The sequence below is a fragment of the Candidatus Halocynthiibacter alkanivorans genome (genome assembly GCF_003333265.1).
GTDB classification, from domain to species: Bacteria; Pseudomonadota; Alphaproteobacteria; order Rhodobacterales; family Rhodobacteraceae; genus Halocyntiibacter_A; species Halocyntiibacter_A alkanivorans.
In genome coordinates this window covers 14,141-41,058 of the sequence record NZ_QOLB01000101.1, presented here as the reverse complement: position 1 = coordinate 41,058, position 26,918 = coordinate 14,141, and the positions used below count along the sequence as shown (strand labels likewise).

General features: G+C 54.8%; 23 protein-coding genes and 3 pseudogenes. 16 read left to right on the top strand and 10 right to left on the bottom strand.

The features are described 5' to 3' along the window. Window positions 1-58: 58 nt before the first annotated feature. A pseudogene (locus tag DWA01_RS12525) lies at window positions 59-1,252 on the bottom strand (IS3 family transposase). On the opposite strand from DWA01_RS12525, the gene DWA01_RS12520 reads away from it, so the two are divergent. Next, window positions 1,205-2,221: an IS110 family RNA-guided transposase gene (locus DWA01_RS12520; RefSeq protein WP_114286181.1), complete on the top strand. Its 1,017-nt coding sequence runs from the start codon at window positions 1,205-1,207 to the stop codon at window positions 2,219-2,221. The pseudogene DWA01_RS12525 and the gene DWA01_RS12520 overlap by 48 nt on opposite strands. Before the next feature lie 235 nt (window positions 2,222-2,456). On the opposite strand, the pseudogene DWA01_RS12515 reads toward DWA01_RS12520, so the two are convergent. After that, window positions 2,457-2,573, bottom strand: a pseudogene (locus DWA01_RS12515) (transposase); the annotation flags it as partial. Between the two features lie 96 nt (window positions 2,574-2,669). On the opposite strand from DWA01_RS12515, the gene DWA01_RS12510 reads away from it, so the two are divergent. Further along, a complete protein-coding gene (locus DWA01_RS12510) occupies window positions 2,670-3,605 on the top strand; it encodes an AEC family transporter (protein ID WP_235008541.1) in 936 nt (311 codons plus the stop codon). A 279-nt stretch (window positions 3,606-3,884) separates the two neighbouring features. Beyond that, window positions 3,885-4,814, top strand: coding sequence for an NAD-dependent epimerase/dehydratase family protein (locus DWA01_RS12505; protein ID WP_114286172.1), 930 nt, complete (start codon window positions 3,885-3,887; stop codon window positions 4,812-4,814). A gap of 195 nt (window positions 4,815-5,009) precedes the next feature. Here DWA01_RS12505 and DWA01_RS12500 read toward each other — a convergent pair whose 3' ends face one another. After that, window positions 5,010-5,393, bottom strand: a complete 384-nt coding sequence (locus DWA01_RS12500; protein WP_114286171.1) for a winged helix-turn-helix transcriptional regulator — start codon at window positions 5,391-5,393, stop codon at window positions 5,010-5,012. A gap of 109 nt (window positions 5,394-5,502) precedes the next feature. Here DWA01_RS12500 and DWA01_RS12495 point away from each other — a divergent pair, with 109 nt between their 5' ends. Together DWA01_RS12495 and DWA01_RS12490 are read left to right on the top strand one after the other, a co-directional pair. Further along, a complete protein-coding gene (locus tag DWA01_RS12495; protein ID WP_114286170.1) occupies window positions 5,503-5,790 on the top strand; it encodes a putative quinol monooxygenase in 288 nt (95 codons plus the stop codon). Window positions 5,791-5,903: 113 nt separating this feature from the next. Continuing rightward, entirely contained in the window at window positions 5,904-6,914 is a 1,011-nt protein-coding gene (locus DWA01_RS12490) for a zinc-binding alcohol dehydrogenase family protein (protein WP_114286169.1), read from the top strand. A gap of 289 nt (window positions 6,915-7,203) precedes the next feature. Here DWA01_RS12490 and DWA01_RS12485 read toward each other — a convergent pair whose 3' ends face one another. After that, window positions 7,204-8,076, bottom strand: coding sequence for a LysR family transcriptional regulator (locus tag DWA01_RS12485; protein WP_114286168.1), 873 nt, complete (start codon window positions 8,074-8,076; stop codon window positions 7,204-7,206). 105 nt (window positions 8,077-8,181) lie between these two features. On the opposite strand from DWA01_RS12485, the gene DWA01_RS22970 reads away from it, so the two are divergent. Further along, on the top strand, window positions 8,182-8,364 hold the full coding sequence (locus DWA01_RS22970; protein ID WP_136057743.1) for a hypothetical protein: 183 nt from the start codon (window positions 8,182-8,184) through the stop codon (window positions 8,362-8,364). A gap of 406 nt (window positions 8,365-8,770) precedes the next feature. Here DWA01_RS22970 and DWA01_RS12480 read toward each other — a convergent pair whose 3' ends face one another. After that, window positions 8,771-9,754 carry an IS110 family RNA-guided transposase gene (locus tag DWA01_RS12480; RefSeq protein WP_268807735.1) on the bottom strand — a complete coding sequence of 328 codons (984 nt, stop codon included), beginning with the start codon at window positions 9,752-9,754 and terminating at the stop codon, window positions 8,771-8,773. A 720-nt stretch (window positions 9,755-10,474) separates the two neighbouring features. Further along, on the bottom strand, window positions 10,475-12,049 hold the full coding sequence (locus DWA01_RS12475) for an ABC transporter substrate-binding protein (RefSeq protein WP_114286167.1): 1,575 nt from the start codon (window positions 12,047-12,049) through the stop codon (window positions 10,475-10,477). Between the two features lie 207 nt (window positions 12,050-12,256). On the opposite strand from DWA01_RS12475, the gene DWA01_RS12470 reads away from it, so the two are divergent. Genes DWA01_RS12470 through DWA01_RS12460 form a run of 3 tightly spaced genes read left to right on the top strand, consistent with a single transcriptional unit; the run spans window position 12,257 to window position 15,884 of the window. Then, entirely contained in the window at window positions 12,257-13,234 is a 978-nt protein-coding gene (locus DWA01_RS12470; RefSeq protein WP_114286166.1) for an ABC transporter permease, read from the top strand. Continuing rightward, window positions 13,234-14,151 (top strand): ABC transporter permease, encoded by a 918-nt coding sequence (locus tag DWA01_RS12465; RefSeq protein WP_114286165.1) that lies wholly within the window; start codon window positions 13,234-13,236, stop codon window positions 14,149-14,151. Before DWA01_RS12470 ends, DWA01_RS12465 begins: the two co-directional genes overlap by 1 nt. Further along, window positions 14,151-15,884, top strand: coding sequence for a dipeptide ABC transporter ATP-binding protein (locus DWA01_RS12460; protein WP_114286164.1), 1,734 nt, complete (start codon window positions 14,151-14,153; stop codon window positions 15,882-15,884). The genes DWA01_RS12465 and DWA01_RS12460 overlap by 1 nt, the downstream gene beginning before the upstream one ends. Window positions 15,885-16,008: 124 nt before the next feature. Here the strand turns inward: DWA01_RS12460 and DWA01_RS12455 are convergent, their stop codons facing one another. Genes DWA01_RS12455 through DWA01_RS12445 form a run of 3 tightly spaced genes read right to left on the bottom strand, consistent with a single transcriptional unit; the run spans window position 16,009 to window position 18,109 of the window. After that, on the bottom strand, window positions 16,009-16,350 hold the full coding sequence (locus DWA01_RS12455; RefSeq protein ID WP_114286163.1) for an L-rhamnose mutarotase: 342 nt from the start codon (window positions 16,348-16,350) through the stop codon (window positions 16,009-16,011). Further along, complete coding sequence (locus DWA01_RS12450) at window positions 16,347-17,264, bottom strand: sugar kinase (RefSeq protein ID WP_114286162.1); 918 nt, start codon at window positions 17,262-17,264, stop codon at window positions 16,347-16,349. Before DWA01_RS12450 ends, DWA01_RS12455 begins: the two co-directional genes overlap by 4 nt. Beyond that, window positions 17,261-18,109, bottom strand: a complete 849-nt coding sequence (locus DWA01_RS12445; RefSeq protein ID WP_200832568.1) for an amidohydrolase family protein — start codon at window positions 18,107-18,109, stop codon at window positions 17,261-17,263. Before DWA01_RS12445 ends, DWA01_RS12450 begins: the two co-directional genes overlap by 4 nt. Window positions 18,110-18,237: 128 nt before the next feature. Here DWA01_RS12445 and DWA01_RS12440 point away from each other — a divergent pair, with 128 nt between their 5' ends. Together DWA01_RS12440 and DWA01_RS12435 are read left to right on the top strand one after the other, a co-directional pair. Then, complete coding sequence (locus DWA01_RS12440) at window positions 18,238-19,335, top strand: mannitol dehydrogenase family protein (RefSeq protein WP_114286161.1); 1,098 nt, start codon at window positions 18,238-18,240, stop codon at window positions 19,333-19,335. Between the two features lie 11 nt (window positions 19,336-19,346). Further along, on the top strand, window positions 19,347-20,315 hold the full coding sequence (locus DWA01_RS12435; protein WP_114286160.1) for an aldo/keto reductase: 969 nt from the start codon (window positions 19,347-19,349) through the stop codon (window positions 20,313-20,315). 12 nt (window positions 20,316-20,327) lie between these two features. Here DWA01_RS12435 and DWA01_RS12430 read toward each other — a convergent pair whose 3' ends face one another. Next, the gene (locus DWA01_RS12430; protein WP_114286159.1) at window positions 20,328-21,230 is read right to left on the bottom strand and encodes a GntR family transcriptional regulator; all 903 of its coding nucleotides are present in this window, start codon (window positions 21,228-21,230) and stop codon (window positions 20,328-20,330) included. Window positions 21,231-21,379: 149 nt separating this feature from the next. On the opposite strand from DWA01_RS12430, the gene DWA01_RS12425 reads away from it, so the two are divergent. From DWA01_RS12425 to DWA01_RS12405, 5 genes and pseudogenes are all read left to right on the top strand, one after another. Then, a complete protein-coding gene (locus DWA01_RS12425; RefSeq protein ID WP_114286158.1) occupies window positions 21,380-22,399 on the top strand; it encodes an ABC transporter permease in 1,020 nt (339 codons plus the stop codon). A 46-nt stretch (window positions 22,400-22,445) separates the two neighbouring features. Continuing rightward, the gene (locus DWA01_RS12420) at window positions 22,446-23,387 is read left to right on the top strand and encodes an ABC transporter substrate-binding protein (RefSeq protein WP_114286157.1); all 942 of its coding nucleotides are present in this window, start codon (window positions 22,446-22,448) and stop codon (window positions 23,385-23,387) included. Window positions 23,388-23,463: 76 nt separating this feature from the next. Next, window positions 23,464-24,252, top strand: a complete 789-nt coding sequence (locus tag DWA01_RS12415) for an ATP-binding cassette domain-containing protein (RefSeq protein ID WP_114286156.1) — start codon at window positions 23,464-23,466, stop codon at window positions 24,250-24,252. 8 nt (window positions 24,253-24,260) lie between these two features. Then, window positions 24,261-25,280 carry a zinc-binding alcohol dehydrogenase family protein gene (locus DWA01_RS12410; protein WP_114286155.1) on the top strand — a complete coding sequence of 340 codons (1,020 nt, stop codon included), beginning with the start codon at window positions 24,261-24,263 and terminating at the stop codon, window positions 25,278-25,280. 149 nt (window positions 25,281-25,429) lie between these two features. Further along, a pseudogene (locus DWA01_RS12405) lies at window positions 25,430-26,829 on the top strand (UxaA family hydrolase). The last annotated feature ends 89 nt before the right edge of the window (window positions 26,830-26,918 follow it).

Sequence of the window (26,918 nt, the reverse complement as noted above, 5' to 3'; positions counted from 1 at the left end):
GGAGCATGGTGCAGAGGGATGGTAATCCCCCCATTTCTAATGGGGTCCGCCTGTAGAACTACGCGGCCGTTTTCAGTTTCATTGCTGGAGTGATCCCGCCAATGCCCATGTTGGGTCTCTCGTTGATGTATGTCCAGAGCCATTCGGTGGCCTGTTCTTGTGCCTCCTCTATCGTTCCAAAGATGGTCTGCGCCAGCCATTCGCCCGTTGCCCGGCAAGCGATGCTGGCATCGCTGAGAGGGGCGAACCGTGCGATTGTAGCGCCCGATATAAGCGTTCTGTTGGGGGTTTCCGGGCTGGATATATTGCAGCCGCACACCTTGTTTCTCAGCCCATAGCATCAAAGTCCCACTGACATATTCGGGCCGTTATCAACGCGGATGACCTGAGGTTTTCCGCGCCATTCAATAATCTGGTTCAGGCTTCGAACCACGCGTTCTGCTGGCAAAGAAAAGTCCACTTCGATGGCCAGACCTTCGCGGTTGAAGTCGTCCAGAACATTCAGCGTCCGGATCGAACGACCGTCTGCCAGCTGGTCTGCCATGAAATCCCCTCTCGGCGATGCTTGCATCGCCTGCCGGGCAATGATCGACTAGGTGTGATTTGGGATGACAGGGACGCTCAGCGGTTCGGGCCTGTCCCGCTTCAGCCGTTTCTTGCGTTTGATGCGCAGGTTTAACGCCAGTTCGCAGTAAATCCGGTAAACCCTTTTGTGGTTCCAGCCAAAGCCCCGCACATTGCGCAGATACAGAAAACACAGGCCAAAACCCCAGGCGCGCCTGTTGATGGTCAGGCGTTCCAGCCAGTCGGCAATCTCTTCATTCTCGTCACTTAACTTGCGCTCATACCGGTAGCAGGTCTCGCTGATCTGAAACGTTCGACACGCCAGTGCGACGCTGACGCCATGCTCCCGACCGCTCTCACGGCCATCTCCTTGCGCAGGGATGGCCTTAACGCGCTCGTCCATTGTCCTCTGACCAATGGCGGAAAATGAACTGCTTCCGAGTGCTTCCTTCAGCCAGTCATTCTGCATGCTCATCTCTGCATACATCTTTTTGAGCCGACGGTTCTGCTCAGCCAAGTCCTTCATTTCAGCCACAAGAGACGCGTCCATGCCGCCAAACTTGGCCCGCCATTTAATGGGATGGACGCCTCTCCCACCAACGGGAACACTGTGGGCGATGCAACAGACTGGAGAGAAGATATGACAATTGCGTATATCGGGATCGACTTGGCGAAGAACGTATTCCAACTTCACGGCGTTGACGGGGATGGGCAACAGGTATTGAGGCGGCGACTTCGGCGCGAGGCCTTATTGCCTGAACTTTCTGCACTGGCACCCTGTGTTATTGGGATCGAAGCCTGTACCGGCGCATTCTATTGGCAGCGCCGGTTCGAAGAGCTTGGCCACAAGGTTAAGGTCATCGCCCCGCAATATGTGAAACCATTTCTAAAACACCAGAAGAACGATCAGAACGATGCCGAAGCGATCTGTACAGCATTGCAACAGCCCAACATGAAATTTGTGCCGCCCAAAAGCGAAGCGCAGCAAGACGTTCAGGCGCTGCACAGAGCACGGCGCCGTCTGGTGAACCACCGGACAGCGCTTGTCAGCCAGATGCGCGGATTGTTGCTTGATCGCGGCGTTCCGATCGCACTGTCAATTGGTCGCGCCCGCCGCGCCATTCCGGAAATCATTACTGACAAGAACAATGAACTAAGCCCAATGACGCGCGAAATCATTGGTGATCTGTTTGACTTTATGGCTCAGCTTGATGCCCGGATTAAGACGTTTGACCGGCGCATAGATGCTGTCTTCAGATCGGATCCGGATTGCCAGCGGATCGCGCGTATCTGTGGTGTGGGTCCAAAAACGGCGACAGCTGTTGTTGCGGCGGTCGGTGACGGTGCTGAATTTAAGAACGGCCGGCATATGGCGGCCTGGATGGGCCTCGTCCCCCGGCAACGCTCCAGCGGAGACAAACGCGTTTTGATGGGGATCAGCAAGCGGGGTGACAAACATCTGCGAACGCTTCTGGTCCATGGCGCCAGATCTGTTGTTCGTGTCGCGGCTGCTAAGACAGACCCGTTCAGTCAGTGGGTAAATGCGCTGAGAGAGCGACGGGGCATGAACCGCGCTATCGTCGCCGTTGCCAACAAGAACGCCCGCATCATCTGGGCCATGCTGCGCAGAAACGAAGAATTCCGCGCTAACTTTTAGCGCGGGAAAGGATTGCAGGAAGATCAGAGAAATGAACCGACCGGCAAGCTCCGGTGTGTGAGGAACCTGGCTTTTATAATGGCCCGCTGAGGCCGACCATTTGTTGAGGCTCACCACGCGGAATTCCCATTTGAGCGCACCATCCAGGCGGTGACGCCGGATAGATGTTTGCAACCAGGGAATGCCGTCAGATCGCTTCGAAGAAACTCTTGCAACGGGAGAGACGTCCAAAGATATAAAAGCTGGCGCTGCTCATCCCATGTTCGCGGCAAAGCTCAGACACCGGTACACCGCCCTCTGCCTGCTTCAGGATCGACATAATCTGGGCGTCGCTAAATCGTGCTGTCTTCATCAAAAATCTCCTCAGATATCTTGCCGAGAAAATTCTACTTTTGAACGCCACTAATTTTAGGGGGGATTACCGGATTAGAAGATATAGAAGTGGGTGATGACCTTGATGCCTGTTCTCATCTCAACGGCTCCAATTTTTTTTCTTATCGTTCTCGGATACATATTGCGACGCAATGGCATTCCGAATGTCGAATTTTGGAACATGAACGACAAGCTGGTTTACTGGGTGCTGATGCCAGCGCTGCTGTTTCACAAGACTTCGACAATTGAGCTGTCTCCGGGACTGGTCGGATCATATTCAGTGGTCATCATTGGTGGTTTTCTTGTAACGCTGGTATTCGGCCTTGGGTCAGCAAAGTTGGTGGGCTTACCGAGTGGCAGTGCCAGTTCCATGATGCAGGGTGCGTCGCGTCACAACGCATTCATTGCGCTTTCGATCGCCGGGAGTTTGTTCGGGGCTACCGGCCTGTCGTTGGGCGCTCTGGCAATGGCACTTTTGATCCCGGCAACAAATCTGGCCGTTGTTCCCCTGATGGTCGTGCTGAATCAGGGCGATGGCAAGGGCAGAATCCTGCCGATGGTGCTTCGTGATCTGGGGCGCAATCCGTTGATCGTTTCGGTGCTGGCCGGTGTTGCATTTAACATCTTCGGTGTCGGAGAGGTCCCGGTTCTGCACGATTCGGCCGGGCTATTAGGCAATGCGGCGCTGCCAATCGTATTGATGTGCGTCGGTGCCAATTTACGTTTGGACGTGATGCGTGCCTCTGTCATACTACTAGCGCTCTCGATAGCCGGAAAGTTCATCGTATTTCCACTGATCACAGTGGTTTTGGCGATGCTTCTTGGGCTGACGGAACTCGAGACGCTCGTTGCCTTAATTTTCAGTGCTTCGCCAACGGCGTCGTCGTCATATACGCTTGCCCGCCAAATGGGCGGTGACGCGCCACTGATGGCGGCGATAACTACGATTCAGACAGCGTTGGCATTCCTTACATTGCCGCTTTCTCTTCTGGTAGTCGAACAGCTTTTCTAATCGGTGTCGCCCTCAAACTGCAGGTTTTGCAATGACAGCAATGTCTCGAATAGTGGCCATTGCCGCTCAACGCAGCGAAGGTTCGCAAACCGCCCTTCGCGCCGAAATATGCATGGAGCAGAAATCGGACCACTTCTCTTTACCCTAACTGTCGAGAACGCCCATTGCGGCCGTTTGTGACGCCTGCGGCGAAGGGCAGGAATGAGCCCAAATTGACTATTTTCTGCACCGCAGCTATCGTTCATCTGTATTTGAAAAACAGAACAAGCGAGAGATTATTTGAAAAAGATACTAGTGATTGGCGGCTCAGGTTTTGTCGGGGCAGCGCTCATCCCAACGTTACAAGAAGCTGGCCATCAGGTAACTGTTTTGAACCGTGGAAATCGAAGAATTAATGGGGTCGCTCAGATTGTAGCTGATCGTGATCGACACGAAGACATGACCCAACAATCGGGCGTTTTTGATGTCGTTGTTGACACAAGTGGATATACGAGACAGCAGGTTAAAACTGCGTTCTCTGCGTTCGGAGAAACTGCCAGAAATTGGATACATCTCAGCAGTGCTGCGGTCTATCGCGAGACACCTGATCGCTTACCTGCCGAAGATGACCCTCTTGGTGGTGCCAATATTTGGGGCGCATATGGGGTGGATAAATCGGAAGCCGATGAGTTCTTGATCGGACGGGCCAAATGTCCTCTCGTAATCCTTCGCCCGCCCTATTTATATGGCCCAAACAACACCAATGATCGGGAAACCTTCGTATGGTCACGCGTGTTGAGCGAGAGGCCAGTCATCGTTCCCGGTGATGGGGCAGCACAATTTCAGTTCCTTCATGTCCAGGACCTCGCGGAAATAGTCGCTCATTTTGTCGATGCTGACTTTGGTAAACGCGCCATTTACAACGTTGCAGAACCTGAGATGATGAACGCTGAGACGTGGGTCAAAAAGGTGGCCGCTTTGTCAGGTGGAGAATTGAAGGTTGTCTCAGGCGAGGCCCAAGCAACGGGTGTCACAGCGCGCAAATACTTTCCGTTCAGAGACTACACTTGCGCATTGAATGTGAGCAAGTTTGTGCGAGACATGAACTGGACGTTCCGTTTCAACTTTGACAGTGGAATTACAGACACGTTTTCGAGCTATAACGTTGATGAGTTGCAGCAGTTTTCGCCAAGCTCAGCTGAAGAACTTCGTATCCTTGACATGTTGTAGCGAGGCAAGGTCCACTTCGTCCGGCACAGCAGTCATTGGCGCGACGCGCATCGGAGGACCGCTCCCCGCCCAAAGTGCCGAAATGTACATGGTGCAGCAATCGGGCCACGTCCCTCTGCCATCACTGTAACGAACGGCCCATTGTGGCCGGTCGTGACCACTGCGGCGAAGGTCGGCTCTGAGCCCAGAGCGGATTCACGAAGTAATGTCAAAACCTGGCTGTCTGTTGCTCCCGCTCAACGCATCTTCTTGCCCCCAGGCGTGCAGTGTTTCGATAACAGGCAGCAGGCGTCTGCCTTTATCCGTGAGGCTATACTCTACTTTGGGGGGCACGACAGCGTAGACAGTGCGATCAACGATCCCGTCGTTCTCCAGTTCACGCAATTGCTTGGTCAAGCTGCGCTGGGTGACGGTACCTACTTTGCGCTTCAGTTCCGAGAACCTGTGGGTGCCACTAAGCAGATGGTAAATCACCAGACCTTTCCATTTGCCCGAAATCTGCTCAAGGGCGGATTCGACCGGACAACCTTTACTGCAGTTGTAATCGGCAAACCGCGTCACCTTTGGACCAATGATCATTTTACAGTATCCATTTTGTACCTATATGCACAATTTGTGCGTACTTGCGAAACACGCTTGCAGCTGACACTTAGCCTGTAATCGAAGCACAAACAACCAGGACAGAATTATGTCACTCACAATCCTCGCACAAATCACTGCAGCCCCCGGCAAAGAGGACTTTGTTCGCGCAGAGCTGGAAAAACTGATCGACATCACCCGCGCCGAAGCAGGTTGCATCCAATACGACCTGCACATGGACAACGACCAACCCGGTTTTTTCGTCTTCTACGAGACATGGGAAAACCGCGAACTATGGCAAACACACATGGGTGCGCCTCACCTCGCCGCCTACATGACTGCGACTAACGGTGCCGTAATCAGATTTGTTCTCAATGAGATGAGCAAAACCGGCTAAGCCAGCAGAACAGGCCGGGATCGATTGCCCGGTGCCGGCCTGTTCTGCTGGCTTAGCCCCCCTTTCCGAAGAAATTGCCCGCAAGCCGGGCGCAACTATTAAGGAAGAACAGTATGAAAGCCGTTGCTCTTACTCATTATTTACCCGTCGAGAATCCAAATGCATTTCTCGATGTGAAACTGGAAAAACCAACCCCTGCGGGCCACGATATATTGGTTGCAGTCCAGGCGGTTGCCGTAAACCCCGTCGATACCAAGGTCCGGGCGCCAAAAGATCAGGTTGAACCAAGCCCGCGCGTGATCGGCTATGATGCATCTGGTATCGTTGAAGCTGTTGGGCCTGATGTGACATTGTTTAAAGTTGGCGACGACGTTTATTACGCTGGTGACATCACGCGCCCAGGCACCAACCAGGAGTTTCATCTCGTGGATGAGCGTATTGTGGGCCACAAACCGACGTCGCTGTCACATGCTGAATCTGCGGCACTGCCTCTAACAACGATTACCGCCTATGAGGCTTTCTTTGACCGTATCGGCATTGACCGTGATGGCGCGGATAAGGGCCAGACGATTCTGATCATCGGCGCAAGCGGTGGTGTCGGATCGATCGGCATTCAACTCGCCAAACAGGCTGGCCTGACCGTCATCGCGACAGCATCGCGGCCAGAGACAACCACGTGGGTGAAAGAGCTGGGCGCGGATCATGTGATCAACCATCGCGAAGATATGGTGGCTCAGGTGCGCGCACTTGGAATGCATCACGTTGATCATATTGCTATCTTCAACGACATGCACCACTGGGACGCGGCTGTTGAGCTGATCCGACCGCAAGGCGGCATTGTCTCTATCGATAATACGGATTTGCCGATGCCAATGGCTGGAATGAAAATGAAGGCGGCCAGTTTTCACTGGGAGTTCATGTTTGCAAGATCCATGCACAAAACACCTGATATGATAGAGCAGCACAAGTTGCTGAGCTATGTCGCCAAAGAAATTGATGAAGGGCGTATTCGAACGACTGTGTCGGACGTGCTGTCGCCGATTAATGCTGAGACTATGCGTGAAGCGCATCGGCTGATTGAAACCGGCAAGGCAAAGGGCAAGATTGTGGTCGAAGGCTTCTAGGCGGGAGTTGGCAACCCATTTAAGCGATGGGTTGCCGAACATTTTCAACCAGATACTACGCTGAGGAGGCAATCAATAAACGACAACTTCATCCGCTCAGCTGACCTTTACTGACCTCGCAGCGAGTGGCAGCTCACCGCCCTTCACGCCGAAATGTGCGTAGCGCAGCAATTGGACCACTTCCCTCCACCATAACTGTCAAGAACGGCCCTTTGCGGGCCTTGGTACAAGGCGCGGCTAATGGCCGGTTAGAGCCCTGATTGACCAACGTTGCTCCGCGAACGCCCGCTTAAGAAGCTTTAGCCCGAAGCCAGGACTGGAATGCCCGCAACCCCTTAGGTTGCCGATCCGGTAACACAACCATGTAATATCCTAGGTTCTCTTGATTGAGTTCACAGATTTTGATCAACCCTCCAGCTTCGACTTCCCTTTCAACAAGAGACTTGGGCTGGACGGAAATCCCCAACCCTGCTGTCACGGCAGATAATACCAAACCATTGGTGTTCAAAAGCGTGAGCTTGATCTGTTGAAAATCAATGCCTTCTCGTTCGACAATAGCCTTTCGTTCCACCATATGGCTTTCCATCAACCACGGAAGACCAACCACATCCGGCAAACAGGTAACTGTCCTGCCCTGGACCAGATCAGGATGGGACACGACCCAGAAATCTCCGTCTGTGAGTAGTTCGGATTTGACATTGGGCCATCCCCCGTCGCCATACCTGATCGCCAGGTCAAATCCATCTTTCCGAATATCGACCAGGCTAATACTCGGATTGATGTTCAAGGAAACCTCGGGGTGTTTGGCCCAGAACTCTCCTATGCGCGGCATCAACCAGTTCGTGGCAAAAGCCGGTGTAACAGAGATATTGAGCGGCCTGTCTTCGCTTTGTGATCTTAATTTCTCAACTCCATTGGCGATAATCGAAAACCCGGACTGAAGGCTCTCTGCCAATTGCAGGCCAGTCGGAGTGACCGCAACACCGCGCCCCTGCCGGACAATCAGGTTTTCCGAAAACTCGGCTTCGAGACTGCGAACATGATGGGCAATTGCGGCATGCGTCACATTCAGTTCACGTGCAGCCTTGCTAAAGCTCTGACAGCGGGCTGCTGCTTCGAACGCCCGTAGCGCTGCAAGTGACGGAATTCGTGTCCAATCCATTATTTGATACCTGTACTAACATTTATGAAAGCATATTGATTTTCTCATAAGAGCCTATTTTCCATATGTTGAAAACACAACACGTCAATATCAAGGAGGTGCATTATGTCAATTTCATTATCTTCAATTCTCAAAAATGCCAAACGTCGCAGTATCCGAGAGCGCCACCACCTTGCGCCGACCCACGGTTCGATGCTCCAGGAACACGAAAGGCGTAAGGGCGAGGAACTGCATCGCCGGCTTGCACACGAGAAACGATTTCTCGGTATTCACATTTTTTATGGGTGACTTATGCTTCTGCGTTCTTTGACTAAGGGGCTAATGCGAAAACACATCTGCTGCCAACGACCGTTTTTGTCCGCACCGCAGGCAAGGGTGGAACGCGCAGCGAAAGGCCGCGTCTCTAATTGGGTGTTTGGGTCAAGCTCATTTTCCTTCTTTGTTTCTTTTGGGTCATAGTCGCTCATCCGGGTCACGCTTTGCTCCGCAGTCTGTTGGACGCTCTGATGGCCCCGCAGCACGCATATGTCGGATTGGCAGAGGAGAGCCCCGCTTTCCGGCGCGCTTCAAGTTGTGCAGCAGACATTTCCGGCTTCATCTATTACCTGACAGGGCATGTTTACATGCCCGAGAGGGCACGCACCTCGTGCGGTGAGGGACGACCCCGTCAGGATTGGGTGGTTAGCGTTTTAGATCATGCTGTGTCTCCCACCTGACCCTGACGGAATTCCGTGCCATCGCTCCACATCCTGTGCAGCAAGACGGCGAGCTTACGGGCGACTGCAACAACGGCGCGATGGCGGCCTTTTGTGCGCATCAGCCGTATGCCCCACGATCTAATCTGAGACCCGGCCATCGTTCGCATGAGCAAAGCGTTGGCGGCTGCGTACAACGTTGCGCGGACATCCCGGTCGCCCGCTTTTGATATACGCCCAGGATTGTCGTGCTCACCCGACTGATACCGTCTCGGTGTCAGGTCAAAATGTGCGTCAACAGTCCGTGACCGTTTGAAGCGCGTCGGATCATCGACAGCGGCTTTGAAGGTCAATGCTGCAATCAGTCCGACGCCCGGCACCGTCATCATCCGCATGCAAACCTCATCATGGTTGGCTGCGCGTTTGACACGCCGGTCCCGTTCCAGAAAATGCTGAAACAAAACCAAACGTGCGTCCAGGAGCGGAACCAAAGCATGAGCCAGAACATCGTCCATTTCGATCATCGGCCGAACGAGGGCATCGAAACTGCCGTGCTTCACGGTCCCTGGCAAGCGAATGCCAAATATCTTCAGTAAGCCTCGCACTTCATTCGCCAGATCCATTGTCTTCTTCAGCAATGCCTTACACGTGCTGAGCAAGGCACGGACACCGTGGGCCTCCCGGCTCTTCATATGCACCGGGCTGAACTGGCCGGTACGGAGCACTTGCGCGATGCCACATGCGTCGTTCTTATCTGTCTTGCTGCGCATCGCTGACAACGCGGCATTCACCTGTCGTGCCTCCATGCAGACGACGTCGAAGCCTTCTGCTTTCAAACCGAAGTACAGGTGCTGGTTCATGGTGCCCGCTTCAAAGCCGATCCGTTCAATCGGATGCGGGAAGTTCGCAAGGCACTCAGCGATATCCTTGATCTCACAAGGCAATTCGCGCTCCAACAGCATCGTCCCCTCGCTATCAACAATGCAAAGCGCTCAGGATCGTAGCGATACGTCTGGTCGGGCAAAATATTCCATATTCTATCTCCCTTGTTCACAAGCCACCTTGTGATCGTATCGGAAGCTCGACCTCAGAACAGAGGTGGCCCAGTTACGCATGCTCTCCGTCCTTAGTGACTGATGCTGCGCCCGCAACGGTTTGTAGGGAAGGGCGGCAAACCGGCGCTCGCTGCGGGTGCAATGTCACTTGATCACTGTCCCCAGACCGGACCTTCAGATGGCATCGGCCAAAGACGCTCGTCAACAACCAGTGAGCGGTCAAGGGCGAAACGGCTATCGCACAGGGTCTCCTTCCGCATGCGCGGTGCGGGATCTGGACGGTTGATTTTGTGGGTGGGTGTGGGTGTCACTTGATTGGGCCCTACGCTACCAGGTGACAGGAGGTTTCCATGTCTGATCAACATGCTCCGCTTCTGCGCCAGCATTTCTCGTAAATTTGTACGTTCAAGGGTTCCGACCCGAAACGCAGACTATGTATCTGTGTGAGATGCGTGAGTTTACGCGGTTCCCGGGCCATTTTCCCGGTATGGCGACTCCCGGTGATCTGTGGGCGTTTCGGGCGGATATGTCGAGGAAGGGCAGGCGCCGGGTTATAAATCGCCTTCGGACTGCCCGGGACATTGATGGGCCGGTTGCGTATCGGAACCCTGACTCCCGCCAGAGTTCCCCTGTTCTGTCTGGTGCTTGTTACCCGTTCACGGTAACCCATCTGAGGATGAAGAAATTGTCGGTTCTTTGGGTTAAAGAAATGTTGTCCCTGGTCGCCCAGATCAGAGGCTGAACAAACATTGGCACATAGGCCACGTCATCCTGCAGGATTTTATGGGCCTCATCGATCATTGCCTGCCGTTTTCCGTCGTCGATTTCAGTCTGAATCATCGGCAGAAGTTCGTCGATACGGGCGCTCGAATAGCCGCCAAAGTTCCACGATCCCAGCTTCTTCTCGCTGTTTGGTGTCGAGGCGAGAAAGCGCAGTGGATGTTCAGCATCAAATGTGCCAGGTGACCAGCCCAGCAGATACATATCAAAATTGTCTTCCCGCAGTTGCGGCCAGTAATTGCGCACCGGCATCGTGGACAATTTCGCGGTCACTCCGATTTTCGCCAGCATGGATGCCGTGGCCCGGCAAATGGCCTCGTCGTTGATATACCGGTCATTCGGGCACATCAGGCCAAAAGAAAACCCGTCCGGATAACCGGCTTCCGCCAACAATGCCTTTGCAGCGTCGCGATCCAACGGCAGACGATCAGACAGCCCCTCTGAAAACCCTTTCATTTCGCTGGAAACCAGCTGCGACACCGGCTCAGCTGTGCCACGCATGATGCGGCTGGTCAGGGCGTCCACGTCAATGGCCTGATAGATGGCCTGGCGGACACGTGGGTCCTGGAACGGGTTTTTGTCACTTGTTTCATCAGAGTATTTCAGCGCGTCTGACTCATGAGAAAAGCCGAACATGATCACCCGTGCTTCGACGCCTTCATGCACAGTGAAACCAGCGCGTTCTTTCATGCGGGGAACGTCCTGCAACGGGATTGGTGCAATGAAATCAATTTCACCAGACAGCAAAGCGGCCATTCCGGTCGACGCTTCACCAATTGGCGTGAACACGGCTTCGGTAATGTTGCTTTCAAGATCGTCCCACCAACCACTATACGGTGTCAGAGTCGTGCGCACGCCCGGGTCGCGGGACGCAAGCACAAACGCACCGGTACCGTTGGCGTTTCGCGTGGCGAAGTTCTCGGCGTCCTTTGCCGGGCGGGCCGCGTCATTTCCTTCGGTCCAGCCTTTGTCCATAATCATGAAATTGGCGATCGAATCCGGAAACAGCGGATTAGGTGCTTTGGTCATGAAATCAATGGTGTACTCATCCTGTACGATCACTTCAGAGACCGGTGAAAACCACGATCTCACGTCTGCTTCCTCTGAACTTGCCCGCTCATAAGAGAACAGTACATCTTCTGCCGTGAAGGCTGATCCATCATGATAGGTCACGCCCTGGCGCAAGTGAAAGCGCCAGCCACCGCTGCCCAGCGGCTCCCAGCTTTCGGCCAGAGCGGCTTCAATCTTCATCTCTTTATTCCGGCGCACCAGGCCTTCATACACGTTGTTCAAAAATCCCAGAACCGGCGCAGAATTTACAGCGTGCGGATCCATGGTCTGTGGATCCGTTGATCCCGCCCATTTAAATGTTTCGGCTGAAACCGCGCTGGCGGACAGTCCCAGCACCAGCGCTGCAACAGCTGTTTTGGTAAATAATTTCATTGTTTTTCTCCCCGGGAACCATTTAACCGCAGCTACAAATTGGCAGCTCACATTTTGAAGACTAGACACATCATCCGGAGCTGTCTAATTTTAAGGCAGCAGAAAAAGTAACAGTTCTGTTTCCGGAAATGCCTTGTCCAACCTATTATTCACTCGTCGCTCCGGTCGCTCTCAGCCAAAGTTGTTTTCGAAATTGAAAGGGCGCATGTGGCCGCATTCATCATCAAACGCCTTATTCAGTCGATATTTGTTATGCTGGCAGTCAGCTTGCTGGCCTTCGCTCTATTCCGCTTTGTGGGGGATCCTGTCGCCGTCATGGTTGGACAGGAAACCTCCGTCGAGGATCAGGAACGGCTGCGCGAACAACTGGGCCTGAATGACCCTGTAGTGGTACAGTACACACGGTTTGTAGGCAGTCTGGTGCGTGGTGACTTTGGTTTTTCCTACCGCACGCGCCAGCCCATCGGTGAAATGATCCTGGAACGTATGCCCGCAACACTGGAACTGGGCATTGTATCCCTGTTAATTTCGCTCTCTGTCGGCATCCCCGCCGGTATTTACACCGCTCTGCGAAATGACGGGGTGCTGGCCAATGCCATTCTGGTGGTCACGCTGGTTGGTGTTTCGATTCCCACCTTCGTTATCGGGATCTTTCTGATCTACCTGTTCGGAGTGCAACTGGGTTGGCTGCCGACATTTGGCCGAGGCGATGTTGTGGAAATTGGCTGGTGGAAAACAAATTTCCTGTCTCTTGGTGGCCTGCGCGCCCTGATCCTTCCGGCGATCACCCTGGGGGTATACCAGCTGACGCTGACCATGCGGATGGTGCGCTCGGAAATGCAGGATGTGATGAACACGGATTTTATCAAATTTGCCATCGCCCGGGGCATCGACTACCGCACGGTGCACTATCGGCATGCGCTACGCAATTCCATGGTGCCGGTGATCACTATAATCGGGCTGCAGTTCGGTGGGATCATTGCGTTTTCCATTGTCACCGAAAGCGTATTTCAATGGCCCGGTATGGGTCTGCTGTTTCTTGACAGTATCCGCTACGTCGATATCCCGGTGATGTCTGTCTATCTTGTCATCATTGCCCTGATTTTTGTGATCATCAATCTGACTGTCGATATTCTCTATTTTATTATTGATCCGCGCGTGCGCCTGAAGGCAGAGGGCAGCTGATGTTGAGCTATTGGCGTCGTATCCGGATTGAAAACGAACTGCTCTATCTGTTCCTCCACAACCGGGTAGCACAAGTGGCGGCGGTGATCGCAACTGTCGCCATTTTTGGCGCATTTTTTGCACCTCTCATAGCGTCGACAAACCCGCATGACCTGGCCAGCTTTGATATTCTCGACAGTTTTTTGCCGCCCGCGTGGACTGAGGACGGTGATACACGTTTTCTGATTGGCACCGATGATCAGGGACGTGACTTGCTCTCCGCAATCCTGTACGGCACCCGGCTGTCCCTGCTGGTCGGTCTGTCATCCGTCGCCTTTGCAGCCGTGCTGGGCACCAGCCTCGGGCTCGCGGCCGGGTATCTGGGCGGCCGTTTTGACGCTGTCGTCATGCGCATTGCTGATGTGCAGCTTAGCCTGCCCGCTATATTAACCGCCCTGCTGGTGGATGGGGTCGCCCGTGGAATTCTACCGCGCGAACAGCACGAAGATCTGTTGTTGATCGTGCTGACGATTGCCATCGGCCTGTCGCTCTGGGTCAATTTTGCCAGAGTCGCGCGTGCTTCGACATTTGTTGAACGCAACAAAGAATACGTGCAGGCGGCTGAGATCATGGGGCAGCACCCGGTCCGCATTATGCTGGTTGCAATTCTGCCGAACATTCTTGGGCCGTTGATGGTCATTGGCACAATCGATCTGGCTGTCGCGATACTGTTGGAAGCCACGCTCAGTTTTCTTGGTGTCGGTGTGCCGGCTGACCAGCCGTCACTTGGTACACTGATCAGGATCGGCACCGAGTATATTTTCTCCGGCGAGTGGTGGATCGTAATCTTTCCCTCGATGACCCTGATCCTGATGATCATCTCGGTGAATATCCTTGGCGACTTTTTTCGCACAGTCCTAAATCCGAGGCTTCGCTGATGGGCAGCTTGTTAAATGTCACCGGTCTGACCGTCAGATACCCGACGCGGTTTGGCACTTTTACCGCGATTGAAGGGCTGGACCTGTCGCTTGAGCCCGGTGAAATTCACGGGCTGGTCGGGGAATCCGGGGCCGGAAAATCAACCATTGGCGCCGCCATTATCGGCCTGATTCAGTCGCCGGGTTACATTGCCGCGGGCGATGTGAAACTGCATGGCGAAAGCTTGCGCAGCCTGTCCGACGCCGCGTATCACAAACTGCGCGGCGCAAAAATATCGATGATATTTCAGGATCCGCAAACTTCGCTGAACCCGCTGTTGACCATCGAAGATCAGTTGGTCGAAACGATCCGCCAGCATTCTGATGCCAGCTATGGCGACGCCCGGGAAAGAGCGATTGAGCTGTTGAAAGAAACCGGGCTTCAGGACGCCGAGGCCCGTCTTGGGGAATACCCGCATCAGTTTTCTGGCGGCATGCGACAGCGGGTGGTCATCGCGTTGGCCCTGTGCACCAACCCGGACCTGATCATTGCCGATGAACCGACCACTGCTTTGGACGTGGCGATCCAAAAACAAATCCTCGCACTGATCCGGCAACTGGCACAGGACCGGGGCGTGGGCTTCATCCTGATCACCCACGACATCGGCGTCATCGCAGAAATTACCGACAGCGTCTCTGTGTTGCGCAACGGGAAATTGGTGGAAGAGGGGAAGACTGCTCAGGTCCTGGGCGAACCGCGCCACGACTATACCAAAGCGTTAATGGCGGCGGTGCCGCGACTAGATGAAAAACTTGACCGTTTCGTTAACATTCTTGCCGATGAACCCGCGCTTGCGACTCCTGAACTGCAGTGGAATGTTGTTGGCGCTTCCGAACAATTTGCATCCGACTGGTTGTTGAAAGGGGAACGTCCCACGCTCGCTGACGGCCCTGTTTTGTCGGTGCGTGATCTGGACGTGACATTTTATGCTGACAGACCCTTTGCCTGGGGAAAAAAGCAGGGCACGCGCGCCTTGCGGGACATTTCTCTGGATGTGCTGCCCGGGCAGGTACTGGGCGTGATTGGCGAAAGTGGCTCGGGCAAGTCGACGCTGGCCAAGGCTGTCGTCGGACTGGTACGACCCACTGCGGGTAGCATCGATTTTAACGGCGCGCCCTTGCCTTTGGGCCGGGATCGGCCGCGCAACCACGCTGCCCGGCGTAAGATCCAAATGGTGTTTCAGGACCCGTATTCGTCGCTGAACAACCGACGCACGATCGAAGAAATCATCAGTGAGCCCATTCGTTTTTTTAAACTGGCCAAGTCCCGGGCTGAGCAACGACGCATCGTCGCGTCAGTGCTTAGTCTCGTGGAGATGCCGCAACGGGCAATGCTGAAATATCCTCACCAGTTTTCTGGTGGCCAACGCCAGCGCATCGCGGTTGCCCGCGCACTGGTGGCCCGCCCTGAGTTTCTGATTTGCGACGAACCGACCTCTGCCCTGGATGTGTCGATACAGGCCCAGATACTGAATCTTCTCAAAGAGCTACAGGCCAGGTTTGGTCTTTCAATACTTTTCATAAGCCACGATCTGGCCGTGGTCCGGCAAATGTCAGACCAGGTCGCTGTATTAAAGAACGGGCAGTTGATTGAAACCGGCAGTGCTGAAGATTTTTTTGCCAGTCCGAAAGCGGACTACAGCCGCCAACTTTTGCAGGAAACCCCGTCTCTGGCGTTGATTGCCAGGCATTAGCGCGACCTGGAAGTCTCGTCTGACGTCACCAGTCCTGATGGGACAGAAGTTGCCCTGTGAAGCTATATTCCAGAGTGCAGTTGCGACTGCGACCAAAACTGTTGGCATTCGGAGAGCGCTGCGATCACATCTTGCTTGCGCCCAGATGAAACACTTCCTCCATCGGGGCCCACCACTCACCTTCGTCGCGTGTATCAAACGGACGCTGCATTGGGCTGCAAATTTTCCACCATTCCTGCGTGACCGGATCTGCAGCGATTGCGGCGTCGTCGGCCTCAAAGTCCTCACCAAGGTACTCCCAGTACCCAAACAGAAGATTCTCGGGTTCGCGCAGGAATATTGAATAGTTGCTGATGTTTGACGCCGCGAGGCGTTGAAGTACGTCGGGCCATACATTCGCGTGCAAGCGCTTGTATTCGTCGAGATGTTCTGGTGCAATTCCGATCACCATACCCATGCGTTTCATGACGTTTTTACCTCTTGCGGCGGAACAATTGCGCCCTGGTGTCCAATGACATGACAGGCCAGGTCATGCGCTGACTTCAGAGCCTCATATTGTGATTTTCCATTGGCCAACGCGGCAAGATAGGCGCCGTTAAAGCTGTCGCCGGCGGCGGTGGTGTCGACCACTTTGGTTGCGCTGGCAAATCTCTGATCGGCGCACGGATGCGCGCCAAGTGGCATTGGTCCTTCTGCCCCGCGTTTGAGCGCTCCGGTCGTGCATCCCGCAGCGTTGATCCTGTTTGCGACGCTCCCGGCATCAGCGTCCCCAAATAAGTCCATCTCGTCATCAACTGAGGGCAGGGCGATATCTGTCATCGACCAGACGCTGGCGATGGTGTCCTGAGCGGTCTTGCGATCTTCCCAGAGGGCAGGGCGGTAATTGCTGTCAAATGCGAGCTGAATACCATGAGTTTCCCGGACCGCTTTCACCCAGTCGAGCAGTATTCTGCGGTTTTCTGGTGGCAAAACGGCGAGCGTGATCCCGGAAAAATAGATCACATCTGCATAGGCCATCGCTTCAAATACCGTATCGTCAGGCCTTGTGAACATCTTGCGGGCGGCGGACTGATTGCGCCAGTACCGGAAACTGCGTTCGCCTGCGGTATCGGTCGCGACAGAGTATATCCCAATATTGGCTGTTGCGTCGCGGGATACCAAAGCGGCGTCGACACCTTCGGCTTCGATCCGGGCTATGCAACCCTCTGAAAGCGGGTCGGGGCCAAGGCGGGTCACGTAGGAAATCGCGCATTTTTCCGGCAACATCCGTCTGCAATAGACTGCGGTGTTGAATGAATCTCCAGCAAATCCAACCGAAAAATCATCTTCTTTCCGGCAGATCTCGGCCATGACTTCGCCGATGGCAATTATGCGTGTCATTGAGACATACCTTTCAGTTTGTAAAACCGGGTCGCTGTGCCGCCAAACAGGGCCTGGCGCGCCACCGGGTCGAGATCCCTGGCCATGCTGGCAGCTGTCGCAAACCAGTCATCGTAACGTCCTGACAGCTCGAGAACGGGCCAGTCGCTGCCCCACATCAACCGGTCTGGTCCAAAAATGGAGACGACATGGTCAAAGACCGGTTTTAGCGTTTGCGCCGACCAACCTTCTCCGTACTCATTGGCAAGTCCGGACAGTTTGCAATGTACCTGGGGGTAAGCGGCAAGCCGGGCCATGGCCGCGCGCCAGTTGTCACCCGCGTCCTGTCCGGCGGCGATTTCTGGCTTGGCGCAATGGTCGATTGCGATTGGCAGATCAGGCAGAGTTGCTGCGAGCTTTGCAAGGTTTTCCAGGTGCCTGGGCGTGACCAGAGCGTCAAGGCGCAGACCCAGCTCAGCGACTTTCGACAATGACTTTAGGACCGCCGGTTTCAGGATCCAGCCGGTGTCAGGGATATCCTGTAACATTGGCCTGATCCCCTTGAACCGGGGGTTTTTTGCCAGTCGTACCAGAGTCTCTTCAACGTCTGGTCTTTCAAGGTCGACCCAGCCAACAACACCTAGAATCCAGTCGGTTGCGTCGGCAAGTGACAGCAGAAACTCCGTTTCTTCGACGGTTGCAGCGGCCTGAACCACCACCGTCCCGTCAATACCGAGCGGCTTTGTCAGCGCCGCAAGATCCTGAGGCAGGTAGTCTTTTCGGATCCGGGAGACTGAGTCGTCCATCCAAGCGTAGTCGCCGCGCGCGATGCGCCAGAAATGTTGGTGAGCGTCGATCGAAAGCACAGGTGCCTCTCCCTTGTCTGTTTTAAATGATAAAGTACACAATGACTGAATATGTGCAAGATGCCATTGACAAAAATTGTGCATAATAATAAAAAACAATTAAGTCACCTCTCAAACGGACACCGCACATGACAATCACTCCTGTTTTGCAATTCGGCACCAGTCGCTTTCTTCAGGCGCATGCCGACCTGTTTCTGTCTGAGGCCCTGACTGCTGGAAAAGCGGTGGGGCCGATAACGGTTGTGCAAAGTTCAGGGGACCCGGATCGCGCCCGCAGGCTTGGCGCACTGGCTGCGCCCGGGGGGTACACAGTACGTATCCGTGGGCTTCAGGACGGTCAGGTCGTGAACAAAGAGACGCGCGTGACCAGTGTAAAGCGGACACTTTCCACCCATTCCGACTGGGCGGAGGTGAAACGTGTCGCTGTTGAAGAGGCCGCATTTATTCTCTCAAACACCGGCGACGCTGGGTATCAGCCCAAACCCGAGGACTTGAACGCTGCTTTCCATCCGTCAATGTCCTATCCGGCCAAGCTTCTTCACCTGCTGCTGGCGCGGTTTGAAGACAATGCCGACCCGATACAGATCATGCCGCTTGAGCTGATTGTCGACAACGGCGCGGTTTTGAAGGCCCGGACCTGTGAGCTTGCGCAAGACAGGAGCCCGGCGTTCAGGACCTATCTGGAGCGCGATGTGACCTGGGTGAATTCGCTGGTCGACCGCATTGTGTCCGAGCCGCTGGAGCCGGCAGGCGCGGTGGCAGAGCCCTATGCGCTTTGGGCGGTCGAAAATCAGCTTGGGTTAAAACTGCCTTGCAAACATGCATCGGTCCGCGTGTTTGAGCGGCTTGCAACGGTCGAAGCGCTGAAGCTGTTTGTCCTGAACCTTGGCCATACGGTCATGGCCGAAAACTGGAACACCCCGGGCGCAACAGTAAGGGGAGTTCTCGCAGATGAGGAAAAACTGAACGAATTGCACGCTGTGTATCAGGATGAAGTGTTACCTGCGTTCGAGGCTGCGGGGCTGAGGGCGGAGGCCAGAGACTATCAGACAGTCACGCTTGACCGATTCGCCAACCCGTTTTTGGATCACCGGATTGCTGACATCGCCACCAACCACAAAGAAAAGGTTGGGCGCCGCATCGGGGCTTTCCTGAATTGGGCACAGCTTCGGGGCGACGAGAGGCCCAAGCCAGTTCTGTCTGCCATTGCTGCACGCCACGCTTGAAGGGAAATTCCATGAAAACCAACCGGATCGGGGGCACCGATGTTAAAATAAGCCATGTTTCCTTTGGCTGTTCGGGGCTCGGGAACCTGGGCTGTAAAATCTCAGATGCAGAGGCACACGCGGTTCTCTCAAGCGCCTGGAACAACGGAGTCCGCTATTTCGACACCGCGCCTCACTATGGCCGCGGACGTTCAGAGCAACGTCTCGGAGGTTTTCTGAAGGGGAAGCGTCGCGAAGACTATGTCATTTCAACCAAAGTCGGGCGGTTGCTGTCGCCCGGTTCAGGCCAGCACGAGGCCGATGGGTTTCTGGAGCCGCTGCCCAATGATGTCCGCTATGACTATTCCGCTGCGGGGATTGATGCGGCTTTTGAACAGAGCTGTGCGCGGCTTGGGGTTTCGGAGATCGATATCCTTTATGTGCACGACATCGGCGAATATTGCCACGGGGCCGTGGCAAATGAAGTACATATGGATGACTTTCTGAGCAGTGGGATCGCGAAGTTGCAGGAATTGAAGGCGCGCGGCAAGATCGGCGCGTTCGGACTTGGGGTGAACGAGAATGAGGTCTGTCTTGAGGTCATGAAACACTGCGATCTGGACGTGATCCTGCTGGCTGGTCGGTTGACGCTTCTGGATCGCAGCGCTGAGGAAGAATTGGTTGGCCGCTGCCGTGATGCTGGTACGAGCCTGGTTCTGGGTGGAATATTCAACTCCGGAATTTTGGCGCGGGGCGCGGTCACAGGCGCAACCTATGATTATGCGCCCCCTTCAGAGGATATTGTAAACAAAGTCCGGGCGCTTGAGGCAAATACGCAGGAATATGGCATCTCGCTGGCGACGGCGGCTTTGCAATTTGCGCAGCATCATCCGGGGGTTGCATCCGTTTTGCTTGGCACCACCAAAGTGTCTTCACTCACCCGAAATCTCGACAGCATCGCAGCGCCCTTTCCCGATGAGGCCAAGGCGCTATTTGTCTGAACCGGCATCTTTTTACGGAAAATTATGCACTCTGAGCGAGTCCAGAAGTGTGTTCTTGGATGTCTTCAGGTGAACTGTCGCCGCCGCAACTGCTTTTTCGGGGTCACCAGTGCGCAGCCCGTCGATCCAAAACAGATGCTCGCGGATAGCAGCTTCATTTCGCGTGCGCTCACTCGATTTGTCCCACTGGTAATGATAGTGGAATATCAGGGATATTACTTTTTGAAACTCGGAGACAAAGCGGTTCTTGACCACATTGTTGATTGTGGTGTGAAAGTCTTCATCGAGTTTCGAGAAGTCGTGATAATCAGTTTCGATGCGATCCAGCAGCGACCGGTGTTTTTCTTCCAACCTGTCGAGCTGGGACCAGATTGGATGCGCTGCGGGCAGGGTGCTCAGTTGCCGGACGGCGTTCAGTTCCAGCACCGCGCGGAAATCTGACAGCTCGATCGCGAATTCTTCGGTGAATCCCATCAAGGTCCAGCCCCCCCGTTCGCGCCGCTCAACCAGCCCGAAGCGGCTCAGCCCTGATAAAAATTCCTGCAGCATATGGGGCGAGACTGAAAATTGGCGTGCCAGCTGCGTGACGTTGAGCGGCGTGCCTGGCGGCACATCAAATCGCAACACCCATTCGAGAAAGCGCGTCTCCAGCTCATCGAGCGAAATTAAGTCATCGTTGATCTGAAGCCTGTCTTCATCGCGGGGCGCACGGATCAGAGATTTGGTGCGTCCCTGCCAGGAAATGATTTTCTGCTCGTCCAGGGATTGTAGTGCGCTCCGGATCACCGTACGGCTGACGTTGAACTGCTCTGCCAGCGCTGACTCCGAGGGCAGCGTCTGATTCACTTCGAAGGATTCGCACAGGTCCAGCAGCTGGTTAAACGCTGTTCTAAACCGCGTATCGGTCCTTGCCATCTATCAATCTCCAGTTAACGCTTTGAAAGTACATATCTAAATTTTTGATCTGTATTAAAAGATAAAAAACTATTGACCAAAGTCAAGCCGCGATCCAATATGTTTTTAATCAGAAAAACCCGTTCCGTACGTTTGGGAGGACAAAGATCGTGGCACATATCGAAAAGGCGCAGGTCGGCGCGTTGCGATTTAATATTTCTGCAGGCACCTTTCACAAGTTTTCAGCGCTGCTGACGCTGGTGATCCTGGTGGTTGTTTTTTCTTTCGGAAACGCCGCCTTTCTGTCCGTCAACAATGGCCTGACCATTTTGCTGCAGACGTCCGTGATCGGATTGCTCGGCATTGGCATGACGATGGTCATCATCACTGGCGGTATTGATCTGAGCGTGGGTTCGGTGTTGGCCCTGTCGGGCACTGTAACCGGGATGATGGTTAAATCAGGCCTGCCAGTGGTTCCGGCGATGCTGCTGGGGGTGCTGACGGGCGCTGCGTGCGGGCTGTTCAACGGTTTTGTCATCACAAAAATGCGGATCACTCCATTTGTCGCCACGTTGGGCATGATGCTGATCGCGCGTGGATTTGCGCTTCAACTGACCGGGGCGGCCCCAATTTCGCGCCTTGGTGATGCTTTCGGAGTGCTTGGAAACGGCGCGCTTTTCCGGATTGTTGAGCAGGGCAATAACGGCTTTCCCAGGGTGGTATTTCCCGGCATTCCCTACCCGGCGATTTTGTTGGTCGTGGTGGCGGTGATTGCGGCCTATCTGCTCAACCGGCGTCAGATCGGACGCCACATTTACGCTGTCGGCTCCAATGAAGAAGCCGCGCGTCTCGCAGGTGTTGAAGTGCACCGGACCAAACTTATCGCATATTCGCTTTCGGGTGCGCTGGCAGGGCTTTCCGGCATCGTTCTGATGTCCCGTCTGATCACTGCGCAGCCCAATGAAGGCGTGATGTACGAACTTGATGCCATTGCCGCAGCCGTCATCGGTGGCGCGTCCCTGATGGGCGGCGTGGGGAGTATTTCGGGCACAATGATCGGTGGTTTCATCATCGGCGTGCTTCGCAACGGGCTGAATATGGGGGGCGTCTCGTCCTTCATCCAACAAATCGTGATCGGGTTCGTCGTCATCGGCGCCGTCTATATCGATCAGATCAGAAACCGGCGCTGAACCGGTTCCGCAACAATCCAAATTACATCTTCATAGGGAGGAAATCATGAAGAATCTTATAGGCGCAGCACTCGCGACAAGCGTATTGGCCCTCAGCCCACTGGGCGCGACGGCCGGCGAAATTGCTGTAATCGTGAAGACCACGAATTCCAATTTCTGGCAAAACGTAAACAAGGGCGCGTCAGCTGCGATTGCAGCTCAGGCCGAGCATACAATGACCTTCAACGGTCCGGCTTCAGAATCCGCCATTGCAGATCAGGTGAACCTGGTTGAGAACGCCATCAATCGCAGCGTATCCGCTATTGTACTTGCGCCCTCCGATCCCGACGCGCTGGCCCCGGTGGTCAAACGTGCCTATGAGGCCGGTATTCCGGTTGCGATCATCGACTCCGGTCTCACAGAAGGTTCTGAAGGCACTTTTCAGGCTTTCCTGTCCACAGACAACAAAGCGGCGGGTGAACTTGCTGCCCGGATGATGATCGAAGCTGTTGGTGGCGACGGTAAAGTTGCGGTCATGTCCTACGTCGCTGGTGTGGGTTCCGAGATCGGCCGTGTCGGTGGCTTCATTGATTACGTCCAGGCCAATTCCTCGATTGAAATCGTTGGTCCGTTCTATTCGCAGTCGCAGATGGCAACCGCGCTGAACCAGACCACCGATATCCTGGCCGCCAACCCTGATCTTGAAGGCATCTATGGTGCCAATGAGCCGACTGCAGTTGGTATGGGGCGCGCCCTGGTTCAGGCTGGCAAAGCTGGCTCGGTCGTGGCTGTCGGGTTTGACGGCAATGGCGACCTTCAGGATTTCGTCCGTGACGGCACGCTGAAAGCAACACTGGTTCAAGGCTCGTTCCAGATGGGTGAACTTGGCGTCAATGCCATGATCGACCTGATTTCTGGTAATTCTGTGGATGGTTTCATCGACACCGGTGTGGTCGCTGTGACCAAAGAAAACATCGACACGCCAGTCGCGCAGAACGTTCTCTACTAAGACGTTGCCGCCTTCGGGGCCGGTTTTCCGCCGGCCCCGCTCTTCTCACGACCTCTGAGAATTCCGGAGAACCAATATGGCTACAGCCTCTCAAACAAACACCCCGCTGGTGGAAATGATCGACATTGAAAAGCACTTTGGCGGCGTGCGCGCGGTCAACGGAGTGTCGCTCGACCTGTTTCCCGGCGAAGTTGTCGGTGTATTGGGTCACAACGGGGCAGGAAAATCCTGTCTGATGCGCATCTTGTCCGGGGCGATGATTCCGAACGAAGGCCGGATCAAAGTCGGGGGCGAAGACAAGACCATCCATACGCCGCATGACGCCCGAGATTGCGGCATCGAAACCATTTATCAGTCTCTGGCACTTGCTGATCATCTCGACGCGCCGGCCAATCTTTTCCTCGGTCGGGAACTGAAAACCCGCTTTGGAAATCTCGACGAGAAACGGATGATGGAAGAAGCCGCAAAAGTGCTGCATCGCCTCAATCCAAATTTCAAAAACCTGTCCGATCCGGTGTCCAGCTTGTCAGGCGGCCAGCGACAGGTGATCGCCATTGCCCGCGCGATCTACTTCAACGTCAAAATTCTGATCATGGATGAGCCGACCGCGGCGCTTGGCCCTTCGGAAACCGCGATGGTGGGCGAACTGATCCGGCACCTGTCTTCTGAGGGCATCGGAATTTTGCTGGTCAGCCACGATATGCATGATGTTTTTGAGCTCTGTGACCGGATCATGGTGATGAACAAGGGACACATGGTTGGTGCACATCCCATTGATGAAGTCAGCAAGGATGACGTTCTGAGCCTCATTATCAAAGGCGGTCTTCCTGACGGCTGGACCCCACGTAACAAGCAGCTGAACTGAGGGCCGCAATGAATATATCACCCACACCCGTGATGACCTGCGGCACCTGTATTGAACCAGGTCGCTTTGAACTGAGCACCCGTGATCTGCCGCAGTCCGCCCCGGATGGTTGGGTGCTTCTGGATATCAAAGCGATCGGAATCTGCGGCACCGACTATCATATATTTGAGGGCAAACACCCGTTTCTGGAATACCCGCGGGTGATCGGCCATGAGCTGTCGGCCCGGGTAGTGACCTCCACTGATGGATGGGACGCGGGGCAGCTGGTGGTGGTAAACCCCTACCTGTCCTGCGGTACCTGCCGAGCCTGTTTGCGCGGCAAGCCAAACTGCTGCAGTCAGATCGAAGTTCTGGGTGTGCACCGGGACGGCGGCATGTGTGGCCGGATCGCTGTGCCTGCGGGAAACCTTTACGACGCAGAAGGGCTGAGCGAGCTGGAAGCGGCCATGGTGGAATTCCTGGCGATTGGAGCGCACGCTGTGCGGCGCTCGGAAATCGGGCAGGGCGACCGGGTTCTTGTCACCGGTGTAGGGCCGATCGGTATCGGAACCGCATTGTTCGCGCGGCTGCAGGGCGCAGAGGTGCATCTGCTTGATATCAGCGCCACCCGGCTGGACGGCGCACGCGATAAATTTGGCTTCGAGCAGTTGCACAAAGTGGGGGACCCAATTCTGCATGGGGATCTGGCTGACGGGTTCGACGCGGTTTTTGATGCCACCGGAAACGGCAAAGCGATTGAAGCCGGATTTCCGATGCTCGCCCACGGCGGCAGTTACGTTCTGGTGAGTGTGGTGAAGGGGGATATTTCCTTTGTTGATTCCGAATTCCACAAGCGCGAGATGCGCATCATTGGCAGCCGCAACGCATTGGGCGAGGATTTCGCACAGGTGATTGCCGCGCTCAAATCGGGCGAAATTGACAGTCAGGCCCTGTGTTCTGAAGTTCTTTCTCTGAACGATGTACCGGAACGCATGGCTCAGCTTGCGGAAAATCGTGACAATCTGATCAAGGCCATTGTCACCCTTTAACCGCACTACAGAGGGATCCGGTTTTGGGACATTCTGACCGCGCTACACTGAAACTTCACGACCGGGACAATGTTGTCATCGCGCTGCGTGATCTGCCGGCGGGGACCAGAATTCAGCGCGGTTGAGTGACGCTTTCGACGGCTGTTCCGATGGGGCACAAGATCAGCATCAGCACTCTGCAACCAGGCGCGCCGGTGCTGAAATATGGGCAGACAATTGGTCAGGCCAGTATGGGGATTGTGCCGGGTGATCACGTGCACAGCCATAATCTCGGGATGGGAGATCACAAACAGGACTATGGGTTTGCAAGCGCCGTCGCAGCCCATCCCAAAGCACAACAAACAGCACATTTTCAGGGGTATCAGAGACCTGACGGGCAAGTCGGAACCCGCAATTATCTTGGCATACTGACTTCGGTAAACTGTTCAGGGTCCGTTGCGCGTTTCATTGCGGAAACTGTCGAACGTGACGGTTGGCTGAGCGACTATCCAAGTATTGATGGTATCGTGCCGATTGTGCACGGCACCGGTTGTGGCATGTCTGGGACCGGCGAAGGGTATGACACGCTTTTCAGGACGTTGTCAGGCTACGCGCGCAACCCGAATTTCGGTGCAATTCTGTTGATCGGACTGGGCTGCGAGGTGATGCAAATCCCTGACCTGATCGGTCGCGCCAGGATGAAAGAGTCAGCCCGGTTTCGTTATATGACAATCCAGAATTCCGGAGGCACCCGCAAATCCGTCGAAAAGGGCGCCAAACTACTCCGTGAAATGGCCACAGAAGCTGACAAAGCGGTACGCAGACCAACTCCGGCGTCTGCCCTGATGATCGGGATGCAATGCGGTGGCTCAGATGGCTTGTCCGGGATTACCGCCAATCCGGCTCTGGGTGTGGCCTCTGATCTGATTGTTGCCCAGGGCGGCACGACTTTATTGTCTGAAACCTCGGAAATTTACGGCGCAGAACATCTTTTGACCAGACGGGCCGTGTCGCGGGAAGTCGGCGAAAAACTGATTGAACGGCTGGACTGGTGGGAGGATTACTGCGCCCGCAACTTTGTCGAACTCGATAACAATCCGTCGCCGGGGAACAAGCGCGGCGGCCTGACTACAATTCTTGAAAAATCTCTCGGAGCGGTTTCAAAGTCCGGATCGGCTCCGTTGAAAGATGTGCTGAGATATGGCGAACGCCCCGCGCAAACGGGTTTGATGTTCATGGACAGCCCGGGATATGATCCGTGTTCGGTAACGGGGCAGGTGGCTTCGGGCGCCAATCTGATTGTTTTCACAACCGGGGGGGCTCTGTCTCGGGCTACCAGCCAACTCCCTGTATCAAGCTAGCTTCAAACTCAGAGATGTACACGCGCCTGGCGGAGGATATGGATCTGAATTGCGGTGATATCGTCACGGACGGTGTATCCCTGGCCCAAAAAGGACAGGATATCTTTGACCTTGTATTGATCACCGCGTCAGGGCAGCACACAAAAAGCGAAAGCCTGGGGTTTGGGGGAGCCGAGTTTGTACCGTGGACGATTGGCGCAGTAATGTGAATTCTGAGGAACTGGTCTGCTCATGTGGCGGCCTGTCCGTTACTGTCCTGCCCAGGCATCCGGCCGGTTAGTTGTTAAATTTTGACGGA